At 47.1% G+C, this 19,255-nt stretch carries 13 protein-coding genes and 1 pseudogene; 9 read left to right on the top strand and 5 right to left on the bottom strand.

Features of this window, described 5'->3' with window-relative positions:
* Positions 1–144: 144 nt before the first annotated feature.
* From acpS to AC07KQ_RS12295, 7 genes are all read left to right on the top strand, one after another.
* On the top strand, positions 145–519 hold the full coding sequence (gene acpS / locus AC07KQ_RS12325) for a holo-ACP synthase (RefSeq protein WP_003567669.1): 375 nt from the start codon (positions 145–147) through the stop codon (positions 517–519).
* Positions 506–1,642, top strand: coding sequence for an alanine racemase (gene alr / locus AC07KQ_RS12320; RefSeq protein ID WP_003567667.1), 1,137 nt, complete (start codon positions 506–508; stop codon positions 1,640–1,642). Before acpS ends, alr begins: the two co-directional genes overlap by 14 nt.
* Positions 1,643–1,709: 67 nt before the next feature.
* Positions 1,710–1,958, top strand: coding sequence for an antitoxin (locus AC07KQ_RS12315; RefSeq protein ID WP_003567665.1), 249 nt, complete (start codon positions 1,710–1,712; stop codon positions 1,956–1,958).
* Positions 1,959–1,977: 19 nt separating this feature from the next.
* Positions 1,978–2,361, top strand: a complete 384-nt coding sequence (locus AC07KQ_RS12310) for a type II toxin-antitoxin system PemK/MazF family toxin (RefSeq protein WP_003567661.1) — start codon at positions 1,978–1,980, stop codon at positions 2,359–2,361.
* A 183-nt stretch (positions 2,362–2,544) separates the two neighbouring features.
* Entirely contained in the window at positions 2,545–3,066 is a 522-nt protein-coding gene (locus tag AC07KQ_RS12305) for a QueT transporter family protein (RefSeq protein WP_003567657.1), read from the top strand.
* A 272-nt stretch (positions 3,067–3,338) separates the two neighbouring features.
* Positions 3,339–7,796: a glutamate synthase large subunit gene (gene gltB, locus AC07KQ_RS12300; RefSeq protein ID WP_274990908.1), complete on the top strand. Its 4,458-nt coding sequence runs from the start codon at positions 3,339–3,341 to the stop codon at positions 7,794–7,796.
* A gap of 135 nt (positions 7,797–7,931) precedes the next feature.
* Entirely contained in the window at positions 7,932–9,365 is a 1,434-nt protein-coding gene (locus AC07KQ_RS12295; RefSeq protein ID WP_274990907.1) for a glutamate synthase subunit beta, read from the top strand.
* A 128-nt stretch (positions 9,366–9,493) separates the two neighbouring features.
* Here AC07KQ_RS12295 and AC07KQ_RS12290 read toward each other — a convergent pair whose 3' ends face one another.
* From AC07KQ_RS12290 to AC07KQ_RS12270, 5 genes and pseudogenes are all read right to left on the bottom strand, one after another.
* Positions 9,494–10,198 carry a L,D-transpeptidase gene (locus AC07KQ_RS12290; RefSeq protein ID WP_003567652.1) on the bottom strand — a complete coding sequence of 235 codons (705 nt, stop codon included), beginning with the start codon at positions 10,196–10,198 and terminating at the stop codon, positions 9,494–9,496.
* 275 nt (positions 10,199–10,473) lie between these two features.
* Entirely contained in the window at positions 10,474–11,139 is a 666-nt protein-coding gene (gene cbpA, locus AC07KQ_RS12285) for a cyclic di-AMP binding protein CbpA (protein WP_003567650.1), read from the bottom strand.
* A gap of 168 nt (positions 11,140–11,307) precedes the next feature.
* A pseudogene (locus AC07KQ_RS12280) lies at positions 11,308–11,464 on the bottom strand (NAD(P)H-dependent oxidoreductase); the annotation flags it as partial.
* A gap of 174 nt (positions 11,465–11,638) precedes the next feature.
* Complete coding sequence (locus tag AC07KQ_RS12275; protein ID WP_003571470.1) at positions 11,639–13,009, bottom strand: L,D-transpeptidase family protein; 1,371 nt, start codon at positions 13,007–13,009, stop codon at positions 11,639–11,641.
* A gap of 405 nt (positions 13,010–13,414) precedes the next feature.
* Positions 13,415–14,422, bottom strand: a complete 1,008-nt coding sequence (locus AC07KQ_RS12270) for an L-lactate dehydrogenase (RefSeq protein WP_003662706.1) — start codon at positions 14,420–14,422, stop codon at positions 13,415–13,417.
* A gap of 641 nt (positions 14,423–15,063) precedes the next feature.
* Here AC07KQ_RS12270 and pth point away from each other — a divergent pair.
* Together pth and mfd are read left to right on the top strand one after the other, a co-directional pair.
* Positions 15,064–15,621, top strand: coding sequence for an aminoacyl-tRNA hydrolase (gene pth, locus AC07KQ_RS12265; RefSeq protein ID WP_003567642.1), 558 nt, complete (start codon positions 15,064–15,066; stop codon positions 15,619–15,621).
* A 72-nt stretch (positions 15,622–15,693) separates the two neighbouring features.
* Positions 15,694–19,218: a transcription-repair coupling factor gene (gene mfd, locus AC07KQ_RS12260; protein WP_003567639.1), complete on the top strand. Its 3,525-nt coding sequence runs from the start codon at positions 15,694–15,696 to the stop codon at positions 19,216–19,218.
* Positions 19,219–19,255: the final 37 nt, after the last annotated feature.

Below are 19,255 nucleotides of genomic sequence, written 5' to 3'. Positions count from 1 at the left end.
CCTCAGGTTAAACGTCCTGGGGTCTTTTTTGCTTCAACCAAACACCCGTTTTCTGTAAAAGCATGCTAGAATAACTTTATGACAAAGCGTGAGCAGGAACAGTGGTTAGTTCCGGCGATGTCAACGCGGTTAAGGAGGCAACCCATGATTTACGGTATTGGGGTGGACGTCACAGATTTGGCGCGAATTCAGGCGGCACAAGAAAAAAACAGCGGCTTCGCGGTTAAAATTTTGACGCCGACTGAATTAGCAAATTATCAACAACTTGATGGCCGCCGCGCCGTTGAATATCTTTCCGGCCGTTTCTCTGCCAAAGAATCGTACTCAAAGGCATTTGGTACTGGGTTAGGAAAAGTCGCCTTACAGGATGTCGAAATTCTCAATAATGAGTTGGGCAAACCTATTCTGACGAAGCATCCTTTTTCCGGTCAGGCTTTTGTCTCCATTTCGCACAGTGAAACCTTGGTCTTCACCGAGGTAATTTTAGAAAAAGAAGGTCCTGAACGTGACGATCGGTAACTTTCGACCAGCAAAGGTATTAATAGATGAAACAGCCATTTTGCATAATATCCAGCATGAGGTCGCACGATTAAAAAAGCAGACGCAGCTTTTCGCTGTGGTCAAGGCTGATGCTTATGGTCACGGTATGTTGCGGGTGGCGCGGGTTGCTAAAGCAGCTGGTGCAACCGGTTTTTGTGTGGCGATCTTGGATGAAGCATTGGGATTGCGCAAGGCCGATTATAGTGAACCAGTATTGGTGTTAGGCATCGTACCGAGTCAGTATGCGGCCATTGCTGCTGCCCAAACAATATCATTGCCTGTCAGCAGCACCGAATGGCTTGAACAGGCTTTGCCAGTGTTAGAAGCACAGCCAGAGCTGCCGCCGTTGCGTATTCATCTGGCTTTAGATACCGGCATGGGTCGTATCGGGTTTACCGAAGATCAAGCACTCAAGACGGCAGTTGCGTTTGTTGAAGCGCATTCCAAGCAATTTGTCATTGAGGGGATCTTCACTCACTTTGCAACGGCAGATGCTCCTGATGATACTTATTTCAAACAGCAAGTTGACAAGTTCAATCATCTAGTCGATCTTTTACCAAGTCGGCCGCGTTATGTGCATGTTTCTAATTCGGCTACCAGCTTGTGGCATGCGGCTTGCAATGGCAATATGATTCGGTATGGGGTGGCTATTTACGGCTTAAATCCGTCTGGGGACGCGATTCCAACCACACCGTTTCCACTGGAACCAGCGTTGTCATTGGAAAGTGAGTTGACCTATTGCAAGCAGGTGCATGCTGGTGACGGTATTTCGTACGGTGTGACCTATCGTGCCAAAGGAGATGAATTCATCGGGACTGTCCCGATTGGCTATGCAGACGGCTGGCTGCGGCGCCTACAGGGCTTTCATGTCCTTGTTGATGGTCAGTATTGTGAAATTGTTGGCCGTATCTGCATGGATCAGTTTATGATTCGTTTGCCCAAAGCATATCCAGCTGGCACAAAGGTAGTTTTGGTTGGGCAAAGTGGCGATCAGGAGATTACGTTGTTGGACGTTGCTAAATATAGCAAGACAATTCATTACGAAATCGCCTGCAATTTAACGCCGCGCCTGAAGCGACAGAGCGTGAATCCGGTCGATTGATGGTGGCTCGTATGCGCATTTTGTGCTAAAGTAACAACATGAACTTGGGAAGTTGGAGGAAGTTGTCATGAAAAAGCAAACGTCAGTAGCGGTAACGTTTGATGATGCCATTAAGGCGCGGTTGGATGCCTATTGTGAATTGAATGACATTGACGCTCAGGCTGTGATTACGGAGGCAGTGGCGACATTTTTGAAGTCACAGGCTCCCGAAATCAACCAATTGATTTCTGGCTATGTAGCAATGGGCCAGATCAATACAGAGATCAGTCATGCTTTCTCTGCCTGCGAGAGCGAGGCATACGCCCATATTCGATGAGCGATAAGGGGGCAAAAGCATGGATGTGTCCGTAAAACGCGGCGATGTTTTTTTCGCCGATCTGTCTCCGGTTGTCGGCTCCGAACAAGGCGGCAACCGGCCAGTACTTATTATTCAAAACAACGTTGGCAACCATTACAGTCCCACAGTGATTGTGGCAGCCATTACCTCCAAGATTCAAAAACCCAAGATGCCGACGCATGTCGGGTTACGGGCCAAGCAAGATGGCGTTGAACGCAACTCGGTCATTTTACTTGAGCAAATTCGCACGATTGACAAGCAACGGCTACAAGCCCGCGTGACAGCTCTGTCAAGCACCAAAATGGCAGCAGTCGACCGCGCGTTGGCGATTTCAGTGGGCTTGGTCAGTTTGCCCAAGCCCAAAACATATAATAAGAATTAACAGCAACGCGCTTAACAGCGCGTTTTTTGTTGAACGTTCGCCAGAGCGGTTAGAAACTGGAGACAAGCGGCCTCAAACGTGATGACGGGGCTTGGGTTACTGCATTCGCTGTCTTTTTACGTAGGTTTCTGCTCCGGCAAACGCGCTATGACGAAATAATGTGACTTTTAATGGAGGACTTTCATGACAAATCTAAAAACACGCGGTTGGGTACTTAATGCTTTGGTCGCTGCTATCTATATTGTGCTATCAATTGGTCCCGCGAGCCTTAATTTGGCCAGTGGCGCGATTCAATTCCGCTTGTCTGAAAGTTTGAATCACTTGGTCGTGTTTGATCGTAAATATATTGTGGGTGTTGTGACAGGAGTCGTGATTTTCAATGCTATCTTCTCACCGCTTGGTTGGCTTGACGTGGTCTTTGGCGGCGGTCAAAGTTTGCTTGGCTTGCTGTTGGTCGGGTGGGTGGCGCCGAAATTGCGTCAGCTCTGGGCCCGGTTTGCCTTAAATATCGCTGTCATGACGATCACGATGGCCTTGATTGCCGTTGAGATTGTGTGGACGGGGCATTTAAGTTTCGCCACAATGTTTTTACCAACCTATGTTTCGTTGATGCTTTCCGAGTTCATTATCATGACGATTTCTGCGCCGATCATGTACGGACTTGATAAAATCGTCCACTTTCACGCCGCCATCGTGAGAAAATGATGGCAGTTATCTTAAACAACTAAAAATAAAAAAAGATCTTGCAACCGACCATGACTAACAGTGCACCAGTCTGATTTCCTATTAAATCAGTCTGATGCACTGTTTTTGATTGTGACCAGATGGCGGATTCTGCAAGCTTTGATAGACTTCGGAGCCAAATGTGAAACGGCAGACAAAGAAAAAAGCATTGTAATCTCGTCATTATTAGAATACTATGAGACCAATATCTTTAGGCTCAAGACATTGATGTTAACTAATAAGGTGGGGATTTCATGGATCACTTAGCACATGACAAAAAATTAATGTACCTGCCGGAATTTGAGCATGCGGCCTGTGGTATGGGATTTATTGCGCAAGTGGATGGTCACGCTAGCCACGAAATTGTGGAAAAAGCGTTGACCATGCTACAACGCATGAATCATCGCGGCGGCACCGGTGCTGAACCTGATACAGGTGATGGCGCCGGTATCTTAATGGCAATGCCGGATGCTTTTTTCCGTGACGAAATGCACCGCTATGAATTAACGTTACCGGCGCAAGGTGACTATGCAGTGGCTCAGCTTTTTTTGCCGCATGATGCAGAAGAAAAGGCCGCCATGTTAAAGGCGGTCGTGAGTCAAATCGATGAAGCCGGCTTTCCGGTTCTTTGGACGCGCAATGTTCCGTTTGTTTACGAAAACTGTGGTCCCGCGGCCCAACAAGCTATGCCGGGCTTTGTTCAGGTTGTGGTCCAACGGCCGACAGACACACAGGCAGGGCAGGACTTTGAGGATCATCTTTATGCATTGCGACGGCAGTTAGAGAAAACCTTTGATCGGCAAGCCATGTATATCTGTTCTTTCTCAAGCCGCACCATCGTTTATAAAGGCATGCTTCATGCTTACCAAGTAAGTCTTTTTTACCCGGATTTACATAACCCGCAAATGAAAAGTGCCATTTGCTTGATTCACTCCCGTTTTTCCACGAATACGTTTCCGAGTTGGGATCGGGCTCAACCATTCCGGTTTTTAGCGCATAACGGGGAAATCAACACGTTAAAAGGCGCCGAAAATTGGATGACCAGTCATGGTATTGAAATTTATGATGAAACTGACTCTGATTCCGCCAAGTTAGAGAACTGTATGGAATATCTCTATCGGCATGACCGATCCATTCCGCAAGCGTTGATGATGATGGTGCCGGAAGCTTGGGGCGAAGGTACCGAAATGTCTGATGAACAACGGGCGTTTGATGAATACAATGCTACTTTCATGGCACCTTGGGATGGCCCAGCTGCCTTGTGTTTTACAGACGGCATTCAAGTTGGTGCCTTTTTGGATCGTAATGGGTTGCGCCCATCGCGCTACACATTAATGAAAAATAATCAGTTGGTTGTTGCCTCAGAATCAGGGGTGGTAGATGTCGACCCCGGCGATATTGTCGAGAAAGGCATTTTGGCGCCTGCTGAGATGTTACTAGTTGACACCAGTACCGGCCGCATTTCGAAGACTCGTGATTTGAAACGGGCTTGTGCTGAAGCGCATCCTTATCAGCAATGGCTCAATGCCAACCGATTAACGTTGGGGGAATTACCTGACGCTAAATCAGATGAAAGTATGCCGATCGACAGTTTGAAAAAACTTTGGCTGCGCAACGGCTATACCCACGAAGTCATTCAAACAGCGTTGTTGCCAATGGCGCAAAATGGTGGCGAACCGGTCATTGCCATGGGCTTTGATTCGCCTTTAGCAGTTTTGAGTAAAAAATCGCAATCTTTGTTCACGTATTTTAAGCAGTCGTTTGCCCAAGTGACGAATCCGCCAATTGATCCATTACGGGAAAAAGTAGTCATTGGGACTTTTGGCTTTTTAGGTCGCGATGGCGATTGTACGCGCGATACTGCTGAAAATTGTCACAAGCTTAAAATTGACAGCCCGATTTTAAGCGATCAAGAATATGCTAAAATTCTCAACTTGGATTTGCCGATGTTACAAGTCGCTAAATTGTCGTTGGCTTATGATTTGACGGATACGCCCGATCGTTTGGCGCATGTGCTTAAGGACCTTTTCACGCAGGCGGAAAACGCGATTGATGGAGGTGCAACGATTTTAGTGTTGAGTGATCGACCAGTTGCTGACAATCAGATGACGATTCCGGTTTTGTTGGCCGTATCAGGCTTGCATAATTATTTGGTACGGCAAAGTAAAGGCACTGCTGCGTCTATCGTCGTTGACACGGCAGAGGCATGCGAAATTCATCATTTTGCCTGTCTGATCGGTTACGGTGCCGCTGCCATTCATCCGTATGGCGCTTTCTTGACGCTAAAGGAACGTGGCCTTGAAGCGCAATTGCCAGATTACTGCCAAGCGGCGACCAAAGGGATCATCAAAATCATGAGCCGTATGGGGATTTCGACAACCGCCGGCTACCAAGGGGCGCAATTGTTTGAAGCAGTTGGTTTGGCTGATAGTTTGATTGACCAATACTTCACCGGAACGCCAACTCGGATTGGTGGCATCAATCTTAACCAGCTTGAAGACGAGTATTACCAAAAGTATCAGCGAGCCTTCAGCAATCACGCGATTGACGATTTGCCTTCTGGCGGGAGTTTTCAATATAAGGCCGATGGTGAAGAGCATCTGTACAATCCCAAGAGCATTTATCAATTCCAAAAAGCAGTCAGGAACGGCGACTATCAGGCCTATCAACAGTACACGGCAGAGCTGGATGCCGAAGAACAGGAAAATCCAGTGACCTTAAGATCGATGTGGACGATTGATCAAAATGGCCGTAAACCGGTGCCGTTGAGTGAAGTTGAGCCGGTGAGTTCCATTGTGAAACGGTTCAAATCCGGCGCGATGAGTTTTGGGGCACTCTCTGAAGAAGCGCATGAAACCATTGCCATTGCCATGAACAAGTTGGGTGCACGTAGTAATTCCGGGGAAGGCGGAGAAAACAGAAATCGATTTCATATCGGTGCAGATGGTCTGAACCGCAACAGCAAAATCAAGCAGGTGTCAACGGCGCGCTTTGGCGTGAACACAGAGTATCTGATGAGTGCTGAAGAAATCCAAGTTAAAATGGCACAAGGAGCCAAACCGGGTGAAGGTGGGCAGTTGCCAGCAGGGAAAGCTTACCCTTGGGTGGCTAGCATTCGCGGCTCGATTGCCGGTGTGCAGCTAATCTCGCCGCCACCGCATCATGATATTTATTCCATCGAGGATCTCGCGCAATTGATTTATGATTTAAAACAGGTCAATCCGTATGCCAAAATCAATGTAAAATTAGTTTCTTCAACCGGGGTTGGTACGATTGCGGCCGGTGTGGTGAAAGCGGGTGCTAATACGGTCGTGATCTCCGGCTATGACGGCGGCACTGGAGCGGCACCAAGAAACTCCACCCGAGATTGTGGGTTGCCATGGGAAATGGGGCTAGCAGATGCCCATCAAACGCTTGCGCTCAACAAGTTGCGCCAACGCACGACATTGGAAGTTGACGGCAAGTTATTAACAGGGCGCGACATTGCTGTTGCGATTATGTTAGGCGCAGAGGAATTCAGTTTTGGTACCTTAACCATGGTTGCTATTGGGTGTGTCATGATGCGCAAATGTAACCTCAACACATGCCCGGTCGGTATCGCTACCCAAAATCCAGAGCTGCGCAAGTTATATGCAGGACGCCCCGAAAATGTGATTCACATGATGCAATTTTTGGCCGAAGATTTGCGTGAACAGATGGCGGCATTAGGTTATCGCACAGTCGATCAAATGGTGGGTCACGGCGAGCATCTGAAGCCGCGGTATGTACCTTTTGGGAAAGCCAAAACCCTTAACTATGATCGGATGCTGGGCAAAACGATTCCAATTGAACGTAAAAAGGCCAATCCTTTCAAGCCAAAGTATGACTGGCCGGATTTAGACCGATTTGCTGAAACTAGTCTCAAAAATCAAAATACCACAACCATTGACCTACCAATCAATAACGTGGACCGCGCGGTTGGCACGCGTTTAGGCGGCTGGATTGCGGCGCATTTTGGTAATGACGGATTAAAACCAGGACAACTGGCTTTCAACTATCACGGTACGGCGGGTCAAAGTTTTGGAGCGTTTATTACCCAAGGACTATCCATTAAGTTGGTCGGTGAAGCCAATGACTATGTTGGCAAGGGCCTGTCAGGCGGTCGCTTGATCGTTGCTGCACCGCCACAAGCTCGAGAACTGTACACCCATTCACCGATTGTCGGCAATGTTGCGTGTTTTGGCGCAACTGGTGGCGAAGCTTATTTCAATGGCCGTGCTGGCGAACGGTTCTGTGTCCGCAATTCTGGCGCCAATGTTGTTGTTGAAGGTGTTGGTAATAACGGGTGCGAATACATGACCGGAGGCGTCGCCGTCATCCTTGGCCGAACCGGCCGTAATTTTGCAGCAGGGATGACCGGTGGCATTGCATATGTCTATGACTGGACACACGATTTTGCGAAGCATTGTAGTCAAGACCTAGTTGATCTTTATCACTTGGATGAAGCTGGAGACGACAGTATTCTGATTGAACTACTTAAAAAGCATGTCCAGTATACTCACTCGGAAACGGCCCAGATGATTCTGGATCACTGGGAAAAGGAAAAAGGTACGTTTGTAAAAGTCTATCCCCGCGATTATCACCGAATGCGCGACTTGATTGATGCTTACACCAAACCGGGACTTTCAGAAGAACAAGTGATTGAAAAAGCCTTTGATGAAGCAATGAAATAGAGAGCGTGAACCAGCCCGGTTAGAAACCGGAGTATAAGCGGCCTCAAGTGCATTGGCCGGGCTTTGGCCAGTGTGCTTGAGGTCCTTATACGCAGGTTTCTGGGCTGGTGAACGCATTTACGAGGAGGGAACAGAATGGCAGATCCAAAAGGGTTTTTAAAATACCCTAGACAAGACGATCCAATGCGGCCGATCATGCAGCGTATCAAAGATTTTAATGTGATGGAACTTGATTTAGACATGGCTGAACGCCGTAAGCAAGCAGCGCGCTGTATGAACTGTGGTATTCCGTTCTGCCATCATGGCGTCTTTTTTGGCGGCGGACGAGCCGTGAGTGGTTGCCCCAACGATAATCTGATTCCTGAATGGAACGATCTGGTTTATCGTGATCAGGATAAGCGTGCGTTTGAACGGTTGAGCCGCTCAAATATGTTGCCGGATATGACCGGACGCGTTTGCCCAGCACCTTGTGAGGTTTCCTGTGTGCAGGCACTCAACGGCGCTGGCATTACAATTCGTAACAACGAAAAATCTATTATCGAGCAAGCATTCAAACATGGCTGGGTGGTTGACTCTGGTAAGCCCCTGCATCGCACCGGTAAAAAAATTGCAGTCGTCGGCAGCGGTCCGGCAGGTATTGCTGCAGCTTGGCGATTGAACCAGCTCGGGCATGCCGTCACTTTATTTGAGCGCGATGATCGCTTTGGCGGTTTTCTCATGTATGGCATTCCTAATATGAAGTTACCAAAAGATGTCGTTCAGCGCCGCATCGATACGTTGACTAAAGTGGGGATTGAACTGGTTGCAAACACGGAGGTTGGTAAGGACATCACGGCTGATGAGCTGAAGAAAACGTTTGACCGGGTTGTTATTTGCACCGGTGCGCGCGAAGCCCGAGATCTCAAGGTGCCAGGCAGAGAACTTTCAGGCATTATGCAAGCGACAGATTTTCTCAAAGCAGCCACCCAAACAGTTTTAAAAGATGGGCCAGCCGCAAATGATCAGTTGAAGGGAAAACATGTTCTGGTTCTTGGCGGTGGTGATACTGGTAATGACTGTATTGGCACAGCGATTCGTCAGGGATGCGCTGATATCACCCAGTTAGAAATCACCCCAGCGTTGCCAGCAGAACGAACACCGCAAAATCAATGGCCTGAGTGGCCGATGGTTTTGAAAACCGGCTACGGGCAAAAAGAGGCTAAAGCATTGTTTGGCGATATTACCGCCTATGCCTCGACGGTGACGGCTTTCTTCGGCAAAGATGGCCAAGTCAAAGAAGCAGAAATTAGTCAGGTTGATCACTTTAAACCAGTGGCAGGCACCGAAAAGAAAATTAAGGCCGATCTTGTGGTTTTAGCAATGGGCTTTACTGGCGCTGAACAATGGCTTTTTGATCAATTTGGCATCACTGCCAAAAATGATAACTTCACGACCAATGACACGCAAATCTATGTGGCCGGTGATTGCCGTCGCGGCCCAAGTTTAGTTATCTGGGGGATTCATGAAGGCAGGATGTGCGCGGAGAAAATTGATGCATCATTGCAAACGTTGGCCAGTGAGAAAATTTAACTAGTTGGCGGATTAGCGAAAAGTAATGCTCACCATTCTGACGATTGATACGTACTTACACAAAAACCAGAGGAATCCGTTAGTCAGTCGATTGACTAACAGGTTTCTCTGGTTTTTGAGGCACTAAACTAATGAATTTTAACTGGCGTCCCTGTTGGCACATGCTCGAATATCCACTTAGCATCCGCAATACTCAACCGAACGCAGCCATGAGAGCCAGGCTCTTTGCCAAGCTTAGCCGCCTCGTTTTTGATGTATTGTCCGCCGACATCTGTCGGGACGGTATGAAAAAGATAAGTTCCATGCAGATAAAAGCTTGTATAATAATGGGCGCCCATTTGTTCGTTTGGATTGAAGAATTCATAACCCCGTTCGTCTTGAATCGCAAAATCACCTCGTGGGGTTGAGTCATCAATACCGGTAGACGCATACATCGTGTATAGCGTTTTGTCGCCTTCCTTGATAAAAACCCGTTGCTTTTTTAGATTGACATCTAAAGTAATATTCGGATGCTGGGTGAGGTCGGGATAAGCCTGTTTCTCGGAAGGTGCTGTCCAGTCAATGTTCTTCGGGGCTGTATGTACCTTGGTTTTATGACTGGTGGCCTTGTGACGTTGTTGTTTCTTTTTTGTGGTTGATAGAGCGATAGCGGCTTTCGAACTTGACGGTGTCGGCTGATGTAACCGTTGACCTGCTATAATTGCGACAACACAAACTGGCAACAATATCGCGAAGAATAAAAGTGCCCGTCGATAATTGCGCTTGAGACGATGTGTCTTAAAAAAGTGGATGCTGGCCGCGATCTGATCGAAAAAACGAGTGATACGTTTCACGTTATTCCTCCCGTTTAGTATGCAGCGCGATAACAACAAGCAATGCGTTATCCCATATTATAGTGGATTTTTGATGAGGTGGACAGCAAAGACCTTTCGCGCAAAGCGCAAGGTTCTTAAGGCAGGTTCTTCATGTTCACGATCATGCACCAACACACGCACCACCATAGGGCACTTGCAGGCTTGTAAGCGCTTCTGCACGTGCTTACAAAAAAAGCCCGATTCGTTTATTAAACGATCGACCTTCTTTTGTTTATGTGAGCGTTACATGGAGATTAGAGATCTTCATCGATGCGGATTGGTTGGCCTGATTGCAAGTCATCGATTTCAACAACGCGGAAGCTTTTTTTCTCAAGCCGGGAAACGATTTCGTTCAATGTGTTTTCATCAGTTCCGGCCGGCAATGTAAAGAGGGTGCGGCGTACGAACTCGTCGCGTTTGGCATCCAAGGTGATACACCCGGAAATGGACACATACTTGGCCAAAATCTTGCTCATTTTGGCCAGATCGCCACGCTCGCCAGTCGACATAACTGTCAGCACGTAGGAACCAACATCAACGTTCCAAGCTTCTGACAGCATGCCAAGCAGTTTAGCGTGAGTCAAGATACCGTAAAAGTTGGCATTTTCATCAAGGACAGCAATATACGGTAAATCCTTAATGTTGAAGAAGACTTTAAAGAATGGCGCATTGACTGGAATCGTCTTGGTAGCATTCTTCAGCAAATAGGTCACTGGCAAACTCATGTCACCGCCTTGAGACTTGTGCCGATAAATGTGCATCTTGTAGATGTTGCCACGGAAGATCGTGCCGCTTTCATCCAGAATCGGCACACAACGAAAGCCGGAGTCTTCAAGGATCTTCAGCGCGTCTTCAAGGGTGACCGTTTCCTTGACAGTGGTCAGGAACTCCTTTTTTAATACTAACGACTTAATTAACATTCGTTTTCCTCCATCAAACAGGTATCACTTTATTAAAATATTCTAATCTTGCTTTATGATACCATAGATCACTGGCGGTGTAACGTTTTTCTGGACTGTTCATGCTGAAGATCACTTTCAGAGGTAATGTTATATCTGTTGCACAATGCTATTCGGAAACGATTGTTTTTAAAAGTGCAGTGACCGTTCCTGACATGTCATTAAATAATGGGTTCGTTTTTTTTGTTGCATGACTGATATTACCGAAGTTGTACCAATTAGCCTTACGAATGCCTAATTGTTCCAGCGTTTTGTTGATAAAGATCTTTTGAATTCCGTTTCCGGAGGCAATGAAGATAAACGACTCAAAGAAACATTAGCGCCAAGTGGCGTAAAGTCGCGTCCGATCAGCTAATGTTTACAATTTAGAATAAACAAAAAAGACTTGATCCTTTGATATCGGGTATCAAGCCTTTTTGTGACGCTAAAAAGAATAGTTATGGGTCGTGCGAATCTATTTTTAATACACGATCACAGGTGTGCCTTCGTCAACAGCTGCATATAACTTCGCCATGAAGTCTGGTGGGTTGTTGACGCACCCATGAGAGCCATGTTCTTTGTACCAATCACCACCGTATTTTGGTTGCCATGGACTGTCATGAAGACCAACACCGGTGTAATCAATCGGCATCCAGTAAGAAACCGGACTGGCATAAGAACTGCCATCGTCGTTCTTCCCCCGTAAGGTAGCGTTACGTTGCTTAGACCAAACATAGAACACACCAGACGGCGTATCTTGGCCTGGTTTACCAGTCACGATGTCAGAATCCATGACGACCTTGCCATCCTTAATATACCATTCGTGTTGTTTTTCTTTGGAGACTTCCACGTAGGTATTGCCGATGTCGCCAGTGGTTGTATAACCAGATCCGCTGTGGCTGACTTCTTTATTCAAGTCTTGGCCAGCTTTTACGCTAGCAAGAATCATAGCAGAGGTGGCGCTAATGTTGATGCTCCAACCATAAGTGCCAGCGGGAACGGAAACGGTACCTTGTTGTTGGGAATTAAATTGACGAGTCTTGTGAATGGTGCTGTATTGTTGCGACAAGGCCGTGACATAGTTTGTAATGGCTTGGGAAGAAACCGTTGCCTTACCATTATCATTAGTGACCCAACTCAAAACAGTTGCTTGCGGAACCGTGACGGTAGTGCTTTGAATCTGCAAGCTGACTTTAGTGCTTGCAAGTTTGTTCATATCACGTTCAGTTGTCTGCAAGTCGCGATCAGATGCTTTAACCGTTGGCTTTTTATAAGCATCTGTTAGTTCAATCACTTGACGATGGTTATCAAGTGCGCTTGTGACAGTTGTCGCCAGCTTGTCGGCATCAATTTGATCACCATTAACTTCCTTTTGAATCTTGAACTGATCACCGCTTGTCACAAGCTTCGCATTGACCGGTTCCTGACGATTTTGATTTAACTTGTCAGCCGTCGAAGTTGCGAATTGCTTCAGAGCAGCAGTGTTAATAGTAGGGTCTTCCTGAGCATTGGTTTTTTGACCAGCAAAGACTGATGTCGTCCATTGCCAAGGATTTTGCTTGTTAAGGATTTGTGTTAAGCCTTTTTTAAAATCTTGGCTAAGTCCTAAAGCATCACCTTTAACTTTCAAAATCTTTTTATTCTTTTCAACAAATGTGTACTGACGTTGATCGAATTGGTCGGTCAATTTCTTGTTAGCCGCGTTGACGGTCTGGCCGGAGACATCGACACCGAGAATTTCTGTGTTTGGCAGAAAATGGTCGCGATAATGCATACTTTGAATGATGTAAAATCCGCCCATGAGTACGACGAGGACGCCAACAACGAGGAGCCATCGCTTGTTTTTCTTCACTGATCGCTGCCTCCTGTTCTTCGTTTGTTCTTGTTTCGTGGCAAGCACTTCCTCAAATAAGATGACATTGTACTTCGCCATTATAAGGTATTGAAGGTCGAATTAAAAGCAACATCACCTGTTTCAAACGCGGCATGAGTGACAATATCAAGTGTTACCGTGGTGTTACAGAATTATTAAAAAACATTTAGATATTTGCGGTTTGCTAGGCGCTCCTGCTCGCGCTCACCATAACGCGCTCGCAGTCGCAGAAACCTCCGCATAAGGACCATGGCTGCAATGGTCAAAAACCGACCATCACGGCCATGGTCGCTTATGCTCCGGTTTCTAGACGCTCCTGCTCGCGCTCACAAAAAAAGCAACCAGCGACTGGGCTGGTTGCTTACTTATCAGTGATCGTGATGATTACTGACGAGTTTCGATGTCATTCTTAGCGAAAGCATCGGTCAGAACCTTCTTCAATTGAGAAGCAGATTTCTGCATGGATTCTTCTTCGTGATCGGTCAATGGGATTTCCAGGATGTTCTGGATACCATTACGGTTGATCACAGCTGGGGTACCGATGTAGATGTCGTTCAAGCCATATTGACCATCCATGTAAACGGAAAGTGGCAGAACCGCATTTTCGTCGTTAAGGATTGCCTTTGAAATCCGGGCAAGGGCAGTTGCGATACCATAGAAGGTCGCACCCTTGAGTTTGATGATTTCATAAGCGGCGTCACGAACGTCTTCAAACATCTTAACAAGCTTGTCTTCCTTGATTTCTGGATGAGCCTTAACCCATTCAGCGATGGTAACGCCACCAATGTTAGCGTGGGACCATACAGGGAATTCAGTGTCACCATGTTCGCCCATGATGTAAGCGTGGACCGAACGAGCGTCAACATTAACCATTTCAGCAATGGACTGACGGAAGCGGGCGGTGTCCAGTGAAGTACCGGAACCAACAACCCGGTTCTTCGGGAAGCCAGAAAGTTTCCAAGTTGCATAGGTCAAAATGTCAACTGGGTTGGCAGCAACTAAGAAAATACCGTTAAAGCCGGAATCAACGATTGGGTCAACAATGGACTTCAAGATCTTCAAGTTCTTGTTAACCAAGTCCAAACGAGTTTCGCCAGGCTTCTGAGGAGCGCCAGCTGTGATAACAACCAGATCAGCATCCTTAGCATCGCTGTATTCAGCTGAATAAATCTTCTTAGGACTTGTGAATGGGAGCGCGTTGCTCAAGTCAATCGCGTCACCCTTTGTCTTGTCCTTGAAAATGTCAACGATTCCGATTTCCTGAGCGATACCTTGCAAAACCATTGCGTAGGCATAACTTGAACCAACGGCGCCGTCACCAACGAGAATAACTTTTTGGTGATCCTTATCCGTAATACTTGCCACGGTGATATCATCCTTTCTTATGTGCATGCAAACTGCATTTCACGTTGAGTATAACACATTATCAATTCCCTGAAACAAATTTGATAGACTTTTTCATGATTTTGCCATTGTCAAAAAATGGCGTTGAGCCTTACTACAGCAAGACTTGTGAATCCTGTTTCAAGCAAGCTTCCAATAACGTAAGCGTTTCCAGCATCTGTTTTCACGAATGTGGGAAATTCAACAGTTCCCACGGTCAACTCGCACAGACGCAAGGCGTCAGTATGGTATACTGCTCTGGACGGAAAAGCAAAATCCGTCTATTCGTGTTAAAGCGCGAACAGGAGCGCTTAGAAACCGGAGCATAAGTGGTCTTCGACATAAATGGCCGGTCTTTGGCCATTTATGTCGAAGACCCTTATGTGGAGGTTTCTGGGCCTGTGAGCGCGTTTCCGAGCGAAGCGTGACAGGCCGCTACCACAAAGGCACGATGCTTATCGAAGCAGTCTTACAGATCCCCGGTCCTTATGTGGAGGTTTCTGGGCCTGTGAGCGCGTTTCCGAGCAAAACGTGACCGGCCGCTACCAGAAGATAAGCGAGTTAGCTCGTCCGGCCAGAATATAGAAACACTCACAAAAAAAGTCCTTACAACTATAAACGCGTTTTCCCCAAGGAGGATAAAAGTTCCAATGAAAATGATTGTTGGCCTAGGAAATCCCGGTCAGAAATATGCAGGATCCAAACACAATATGGGGTTCATGGTCGTTGATGGCTTGGCCAAACGACTGAACCTGACGATTGACAAGCTGGAGTTTGATGCAGCTACCGCGACAACCCGTCTAAATGGCGAAAAGATCTTTCTTGTTAAACCACAGACATTTATGAATGCTTCAGGTCGCGCCGTCCGCGAGCTGATGATGTTTTATCAGATACAATTAGATGAAATTTTTGTCGTGCAAGACGATATGGATTTAACCTTAGGCAAATTGCGCTTACGCAAACGCGGCTCAGCAGGCGGCCATAATGGCATCAAGGATATTATCAGTGCCACTGGCAGCGATGAGTTTTGTCGACTAAAAATCGGTATTCAGCATCCGCAGCGGCAACGGGTCGTTGATTGGGTACTGACGCCGTTTTCCAAAACTGACCAGCCGTTAATCGATGATGCGATTGAGAAGGCTGATGATGCCTTGGAAGATTGGTTAAATGGGATGCCGTTTGATCAGCTGATGAATAAGTTTAATTAAAAGATAGGTGACTTCATGGCGAAAAGGTGAAGCACATGTGTACATTAGTAGAAGAAAGAAGCAGGTGACGCGATGAATTTGATCGACATGGTGCAGGCAGATCCAGCATTGTCGGCATTATGGCCGAAGCTGAAAACGGGTCGCCATTTGGTGACGGGACTGTCGGGCTCAGCCAAGACGGTCTTTTTTGGCGCACTATTGCAACAGCGACCGCAGCAGATTCTAATTGTTGAAAACAATCGCTTTCATGCCGATGAATTAGCTGCTGATTTAAGCAGTTTGCTCGGAGATGCAGTGGTTTACGATTTTCCAGTTGAGGATGTGTTGGCAGCTGAAGTCGCGGTTAGTTCGCCAGAGACGCGTAACGATCGTATTAATGCTTTGACGTTTATTCAAAGCGGCAAACCTGGAATCATCGTAACCAGTCTGGCCGGTTATAAGCGGCTTTTGCCGTCACCAGCCGATTGGGCAGCTAGTGAATTGGCCATTGATATGACTTCCGAGCTTGATCCGCAAACCGTTGCCAAACAGCTGGTCGCCATGGGCTATCGACGCGATTCGTTAGTCAGCGCGCCGGGACAGTTTGCCATTCGCGGCGGCATCATTGACGTCTATCCGTTGAATCAAGACGATCCGATTCGAATTGAATTGTTCGATACTGAAATCGATTCCATCCGCAGTTTTGACATTGCCACCCAACGTAGTCTGCAAAAACTTCAGCAGATCACGATTGCGCCGGCAACCGATATGGTGGCGACTGATCAGGTTTTGGCCGCTGCTGGCGAGCGCATTACCAAGCAAGCTAATGCCTACAAGGCAAAAGTGAAAAATGCCGCCGCTAAGCAGGCCGTTACAGATGGTTTATTGACGACTGGCCAGCAGCTATCGGCCCACGAGCGTCCTGAAAATCTAGCTTTATATGCGGCCGAACTATACCCAGAGCAGCAACGCATCAGTGACTATTTGCAACCAGATGCACTGGTAGCATTCGATGATTACAGTCGTTTGCTAGATAGCGATACAACCTTGGTGCAGGATACGGCAGAATGGTACTCACAGTTGCAAGAAGAAGGCCGTCTGCTACCTAGCACGCCGAACCTGACGATTCAGGAACTTGCACAGCAAGATAAGCGCCCGCGGCTTTACCTTAGCCTTTTTCAAAAAGGCATGGGGCAGTTGCGACTTGACAGCTTGACCAATATTCCCAGCCGTAACGTGCAGCAATTTTTCAGTCAGATGCCGTTACTCAAAACAGAAACCGATCGCTGGGTAAAGCAGCAGCAAACCGTGGTGTTCTTGATCACAGATAAAAATCGGCTGGAAAAGCTGAGCGAAACGTTGTCAGATTTTGAGATTAGCAATGTCATGACAGCCCCGACTAAGCTGTTGCCAAGCCAGGTGCAATTGACAGAAGGCAGCCTGAAAAATGGCTTCGAGCTGCCCGACTTGAAATTAGTCGTTGTGACCGAGCACGAGTTATTCAATGCTCGCCAACGTCGTCACGCACGGCACCAAACACTGGCGAATACAGAGCGATTGCGAAGCTATAACGAGCTCAAGCCTGGTGACTACGTGGTGCATGTTAATCACGGGATCGGTCAATACACCGGGATGGAGACATTAGAAGTTGACGGTGTGCATCGTGATTACATTACGATTGTTTACCGCAACAACGATAAGCTGTTCATTCCAGTTGACCAACTAAATCTAGTCCAAAAATATGTTTCCGCAGATGGCAAAACGCCAAGCGTCAATAAACTTGGTGGTGCTGAGTGGCAGAAAACCAAACGCAAAGTAGCTGCCCGAATTGAAGATATCGCTGACGAATTAATTGATTTATATGCCAAGCGTGAAGCAGAAAAAGGGTTTGCATTTGGGCCGGATGATGACCTGCAGCACAAGTTCGAAGCGGAGTTTCCTTATCCTGAGACACCGGACCAGTTGCGGTCAGCCAAAGAAATTAAGCATGATATGGAAAAGCCGAAGCCAATGGATCGCTTATTGGTTGGCGATGTTGGGTTTGGCAAAACCGAAGTTGCGTTGCGTGCTGCTTTCAAGGCAATCGATTATGGCAAACAGGCAGCCATTTTGGTGCCGACAACGATTTTAGCCCAGCAACACTTTGACACGATGAAAGAACGGTTTGCGGACTTTCCAATCAAAGTCGGGTTGTTGTCACGATTTCAGACAGCGCATCAGAACAAGGAAACGATTAAGGGGCTTAAGAACGGCACCATTGATATTGTCGTTGGCACCCATCGGCTGTTGTCTAAAGATGTCGCTTTTCGGGATTTGGGATTGCTGGTCATTGATGAGGAACAGCGCTTTGGCGTTAAGCATAAGGAACGGATCAAACAACTCAAGAGTAATGTCGATGTGCTCACGCTGACGGCAACTCCGATTCCAAGGACGTTGAACATGTCCATGCTAGGCGTGCGTGATTTGAGTGTCATTGAAACGCCGCCAACGAATCGCTATCCGATTCAAACCTTTGTCATGGAACAAAATCCAGGCGTGATTCGCGAAGCCATTGAACGGGAAATGGAACGCGGCGGTCAAGTTTTTTACCTGCATAACCGGGTGGAAGATATGGAACGTACCGTGAGTCAACTGGAGGAGCTGGTGCCAGATGCAAGTGTCGGATATGCGCATGGTCAGATGACTGAGACGCAGTTGGAGAACGTCATTTATGACTTTTTGCACGGTGCTTACGATGTGCTGGTGACCACAACCATTATTGAAACTGGCGTGGACATGCCCAATGCCAATACTTTAATCATCGAGAATGCCGATCATTACGGCCTGTCACAACTTTATCAATTGCGCGGCCGAATTGGGCGGTCAAGTCGAGTCGCTTATGCGTACTTTATGTATCAGCCGATGAAGGTGCTCAATGAAGTTGCTGAAAAGCGGCTTCAGGCGATTAAAGATTTCACGGAATTGGGTAGTGGTTTCAAAATTGCGATGCGTGATCTATCGATTCGCGGAGCTGGCAACCTACTTGGCAAGCAGCAACATGGCTTCATCGATTCAGTGGGCTATGATCTTTACACCCAGATGCTGCAAGAAGCTGTTAACAAACGGCGCGGTATTAAATCGGCTGAGAAAACGGATGCTGAAATTGATCTGGGTCTGGAAGCATACCTGCCAACTGATTATGTGGCCGATTCCCGTCAGAAGATCGAGTTGTATAAACGCATTCGAGAAGCAGACAGTGATGAAGCCGAAACTGAGATCAGCGAAGATCTGATTGATCGTTTTGGTGACTATCCGCAACCGGTGACCAATTTATTGGCGATTGCGCATCTCAAGCGGTTTGCTGACTTGGCTTGGGTCAATCACGTAACGAAGGCGGGGCAAAAATTGACGGTTGTGTTGTCACCGCAAGCAACTGCTAAAGCACAAGGCGAGCCGATTTTCAAAGCGTTAAGTGCGACAACATTGAAAGCGCAGGTCGCGATCACGGATGGCAAGCTGACAGTTACGTTAGCATTGCCAAAAGATATGAAGACTGCGACTTGGCTTGATCAATTGACCGGCTTTTTGCAGGGATTACTGACTGTTGTCAATCCGCAACCGGAAAAGAAATCGGCATAGTTGCTGTGAAAAGTAGGGGCATTCATTGTTTTTGACC

It is taken from the genome of Lacticaseibacillus sp. YLM2-1 (assembly GCF_056583465.1).
The sequence above is the reverse complement of the archived record's forward strand: the minus strand, read 5'-3'. Positions and strand labels throughout refer to the sequence as shown.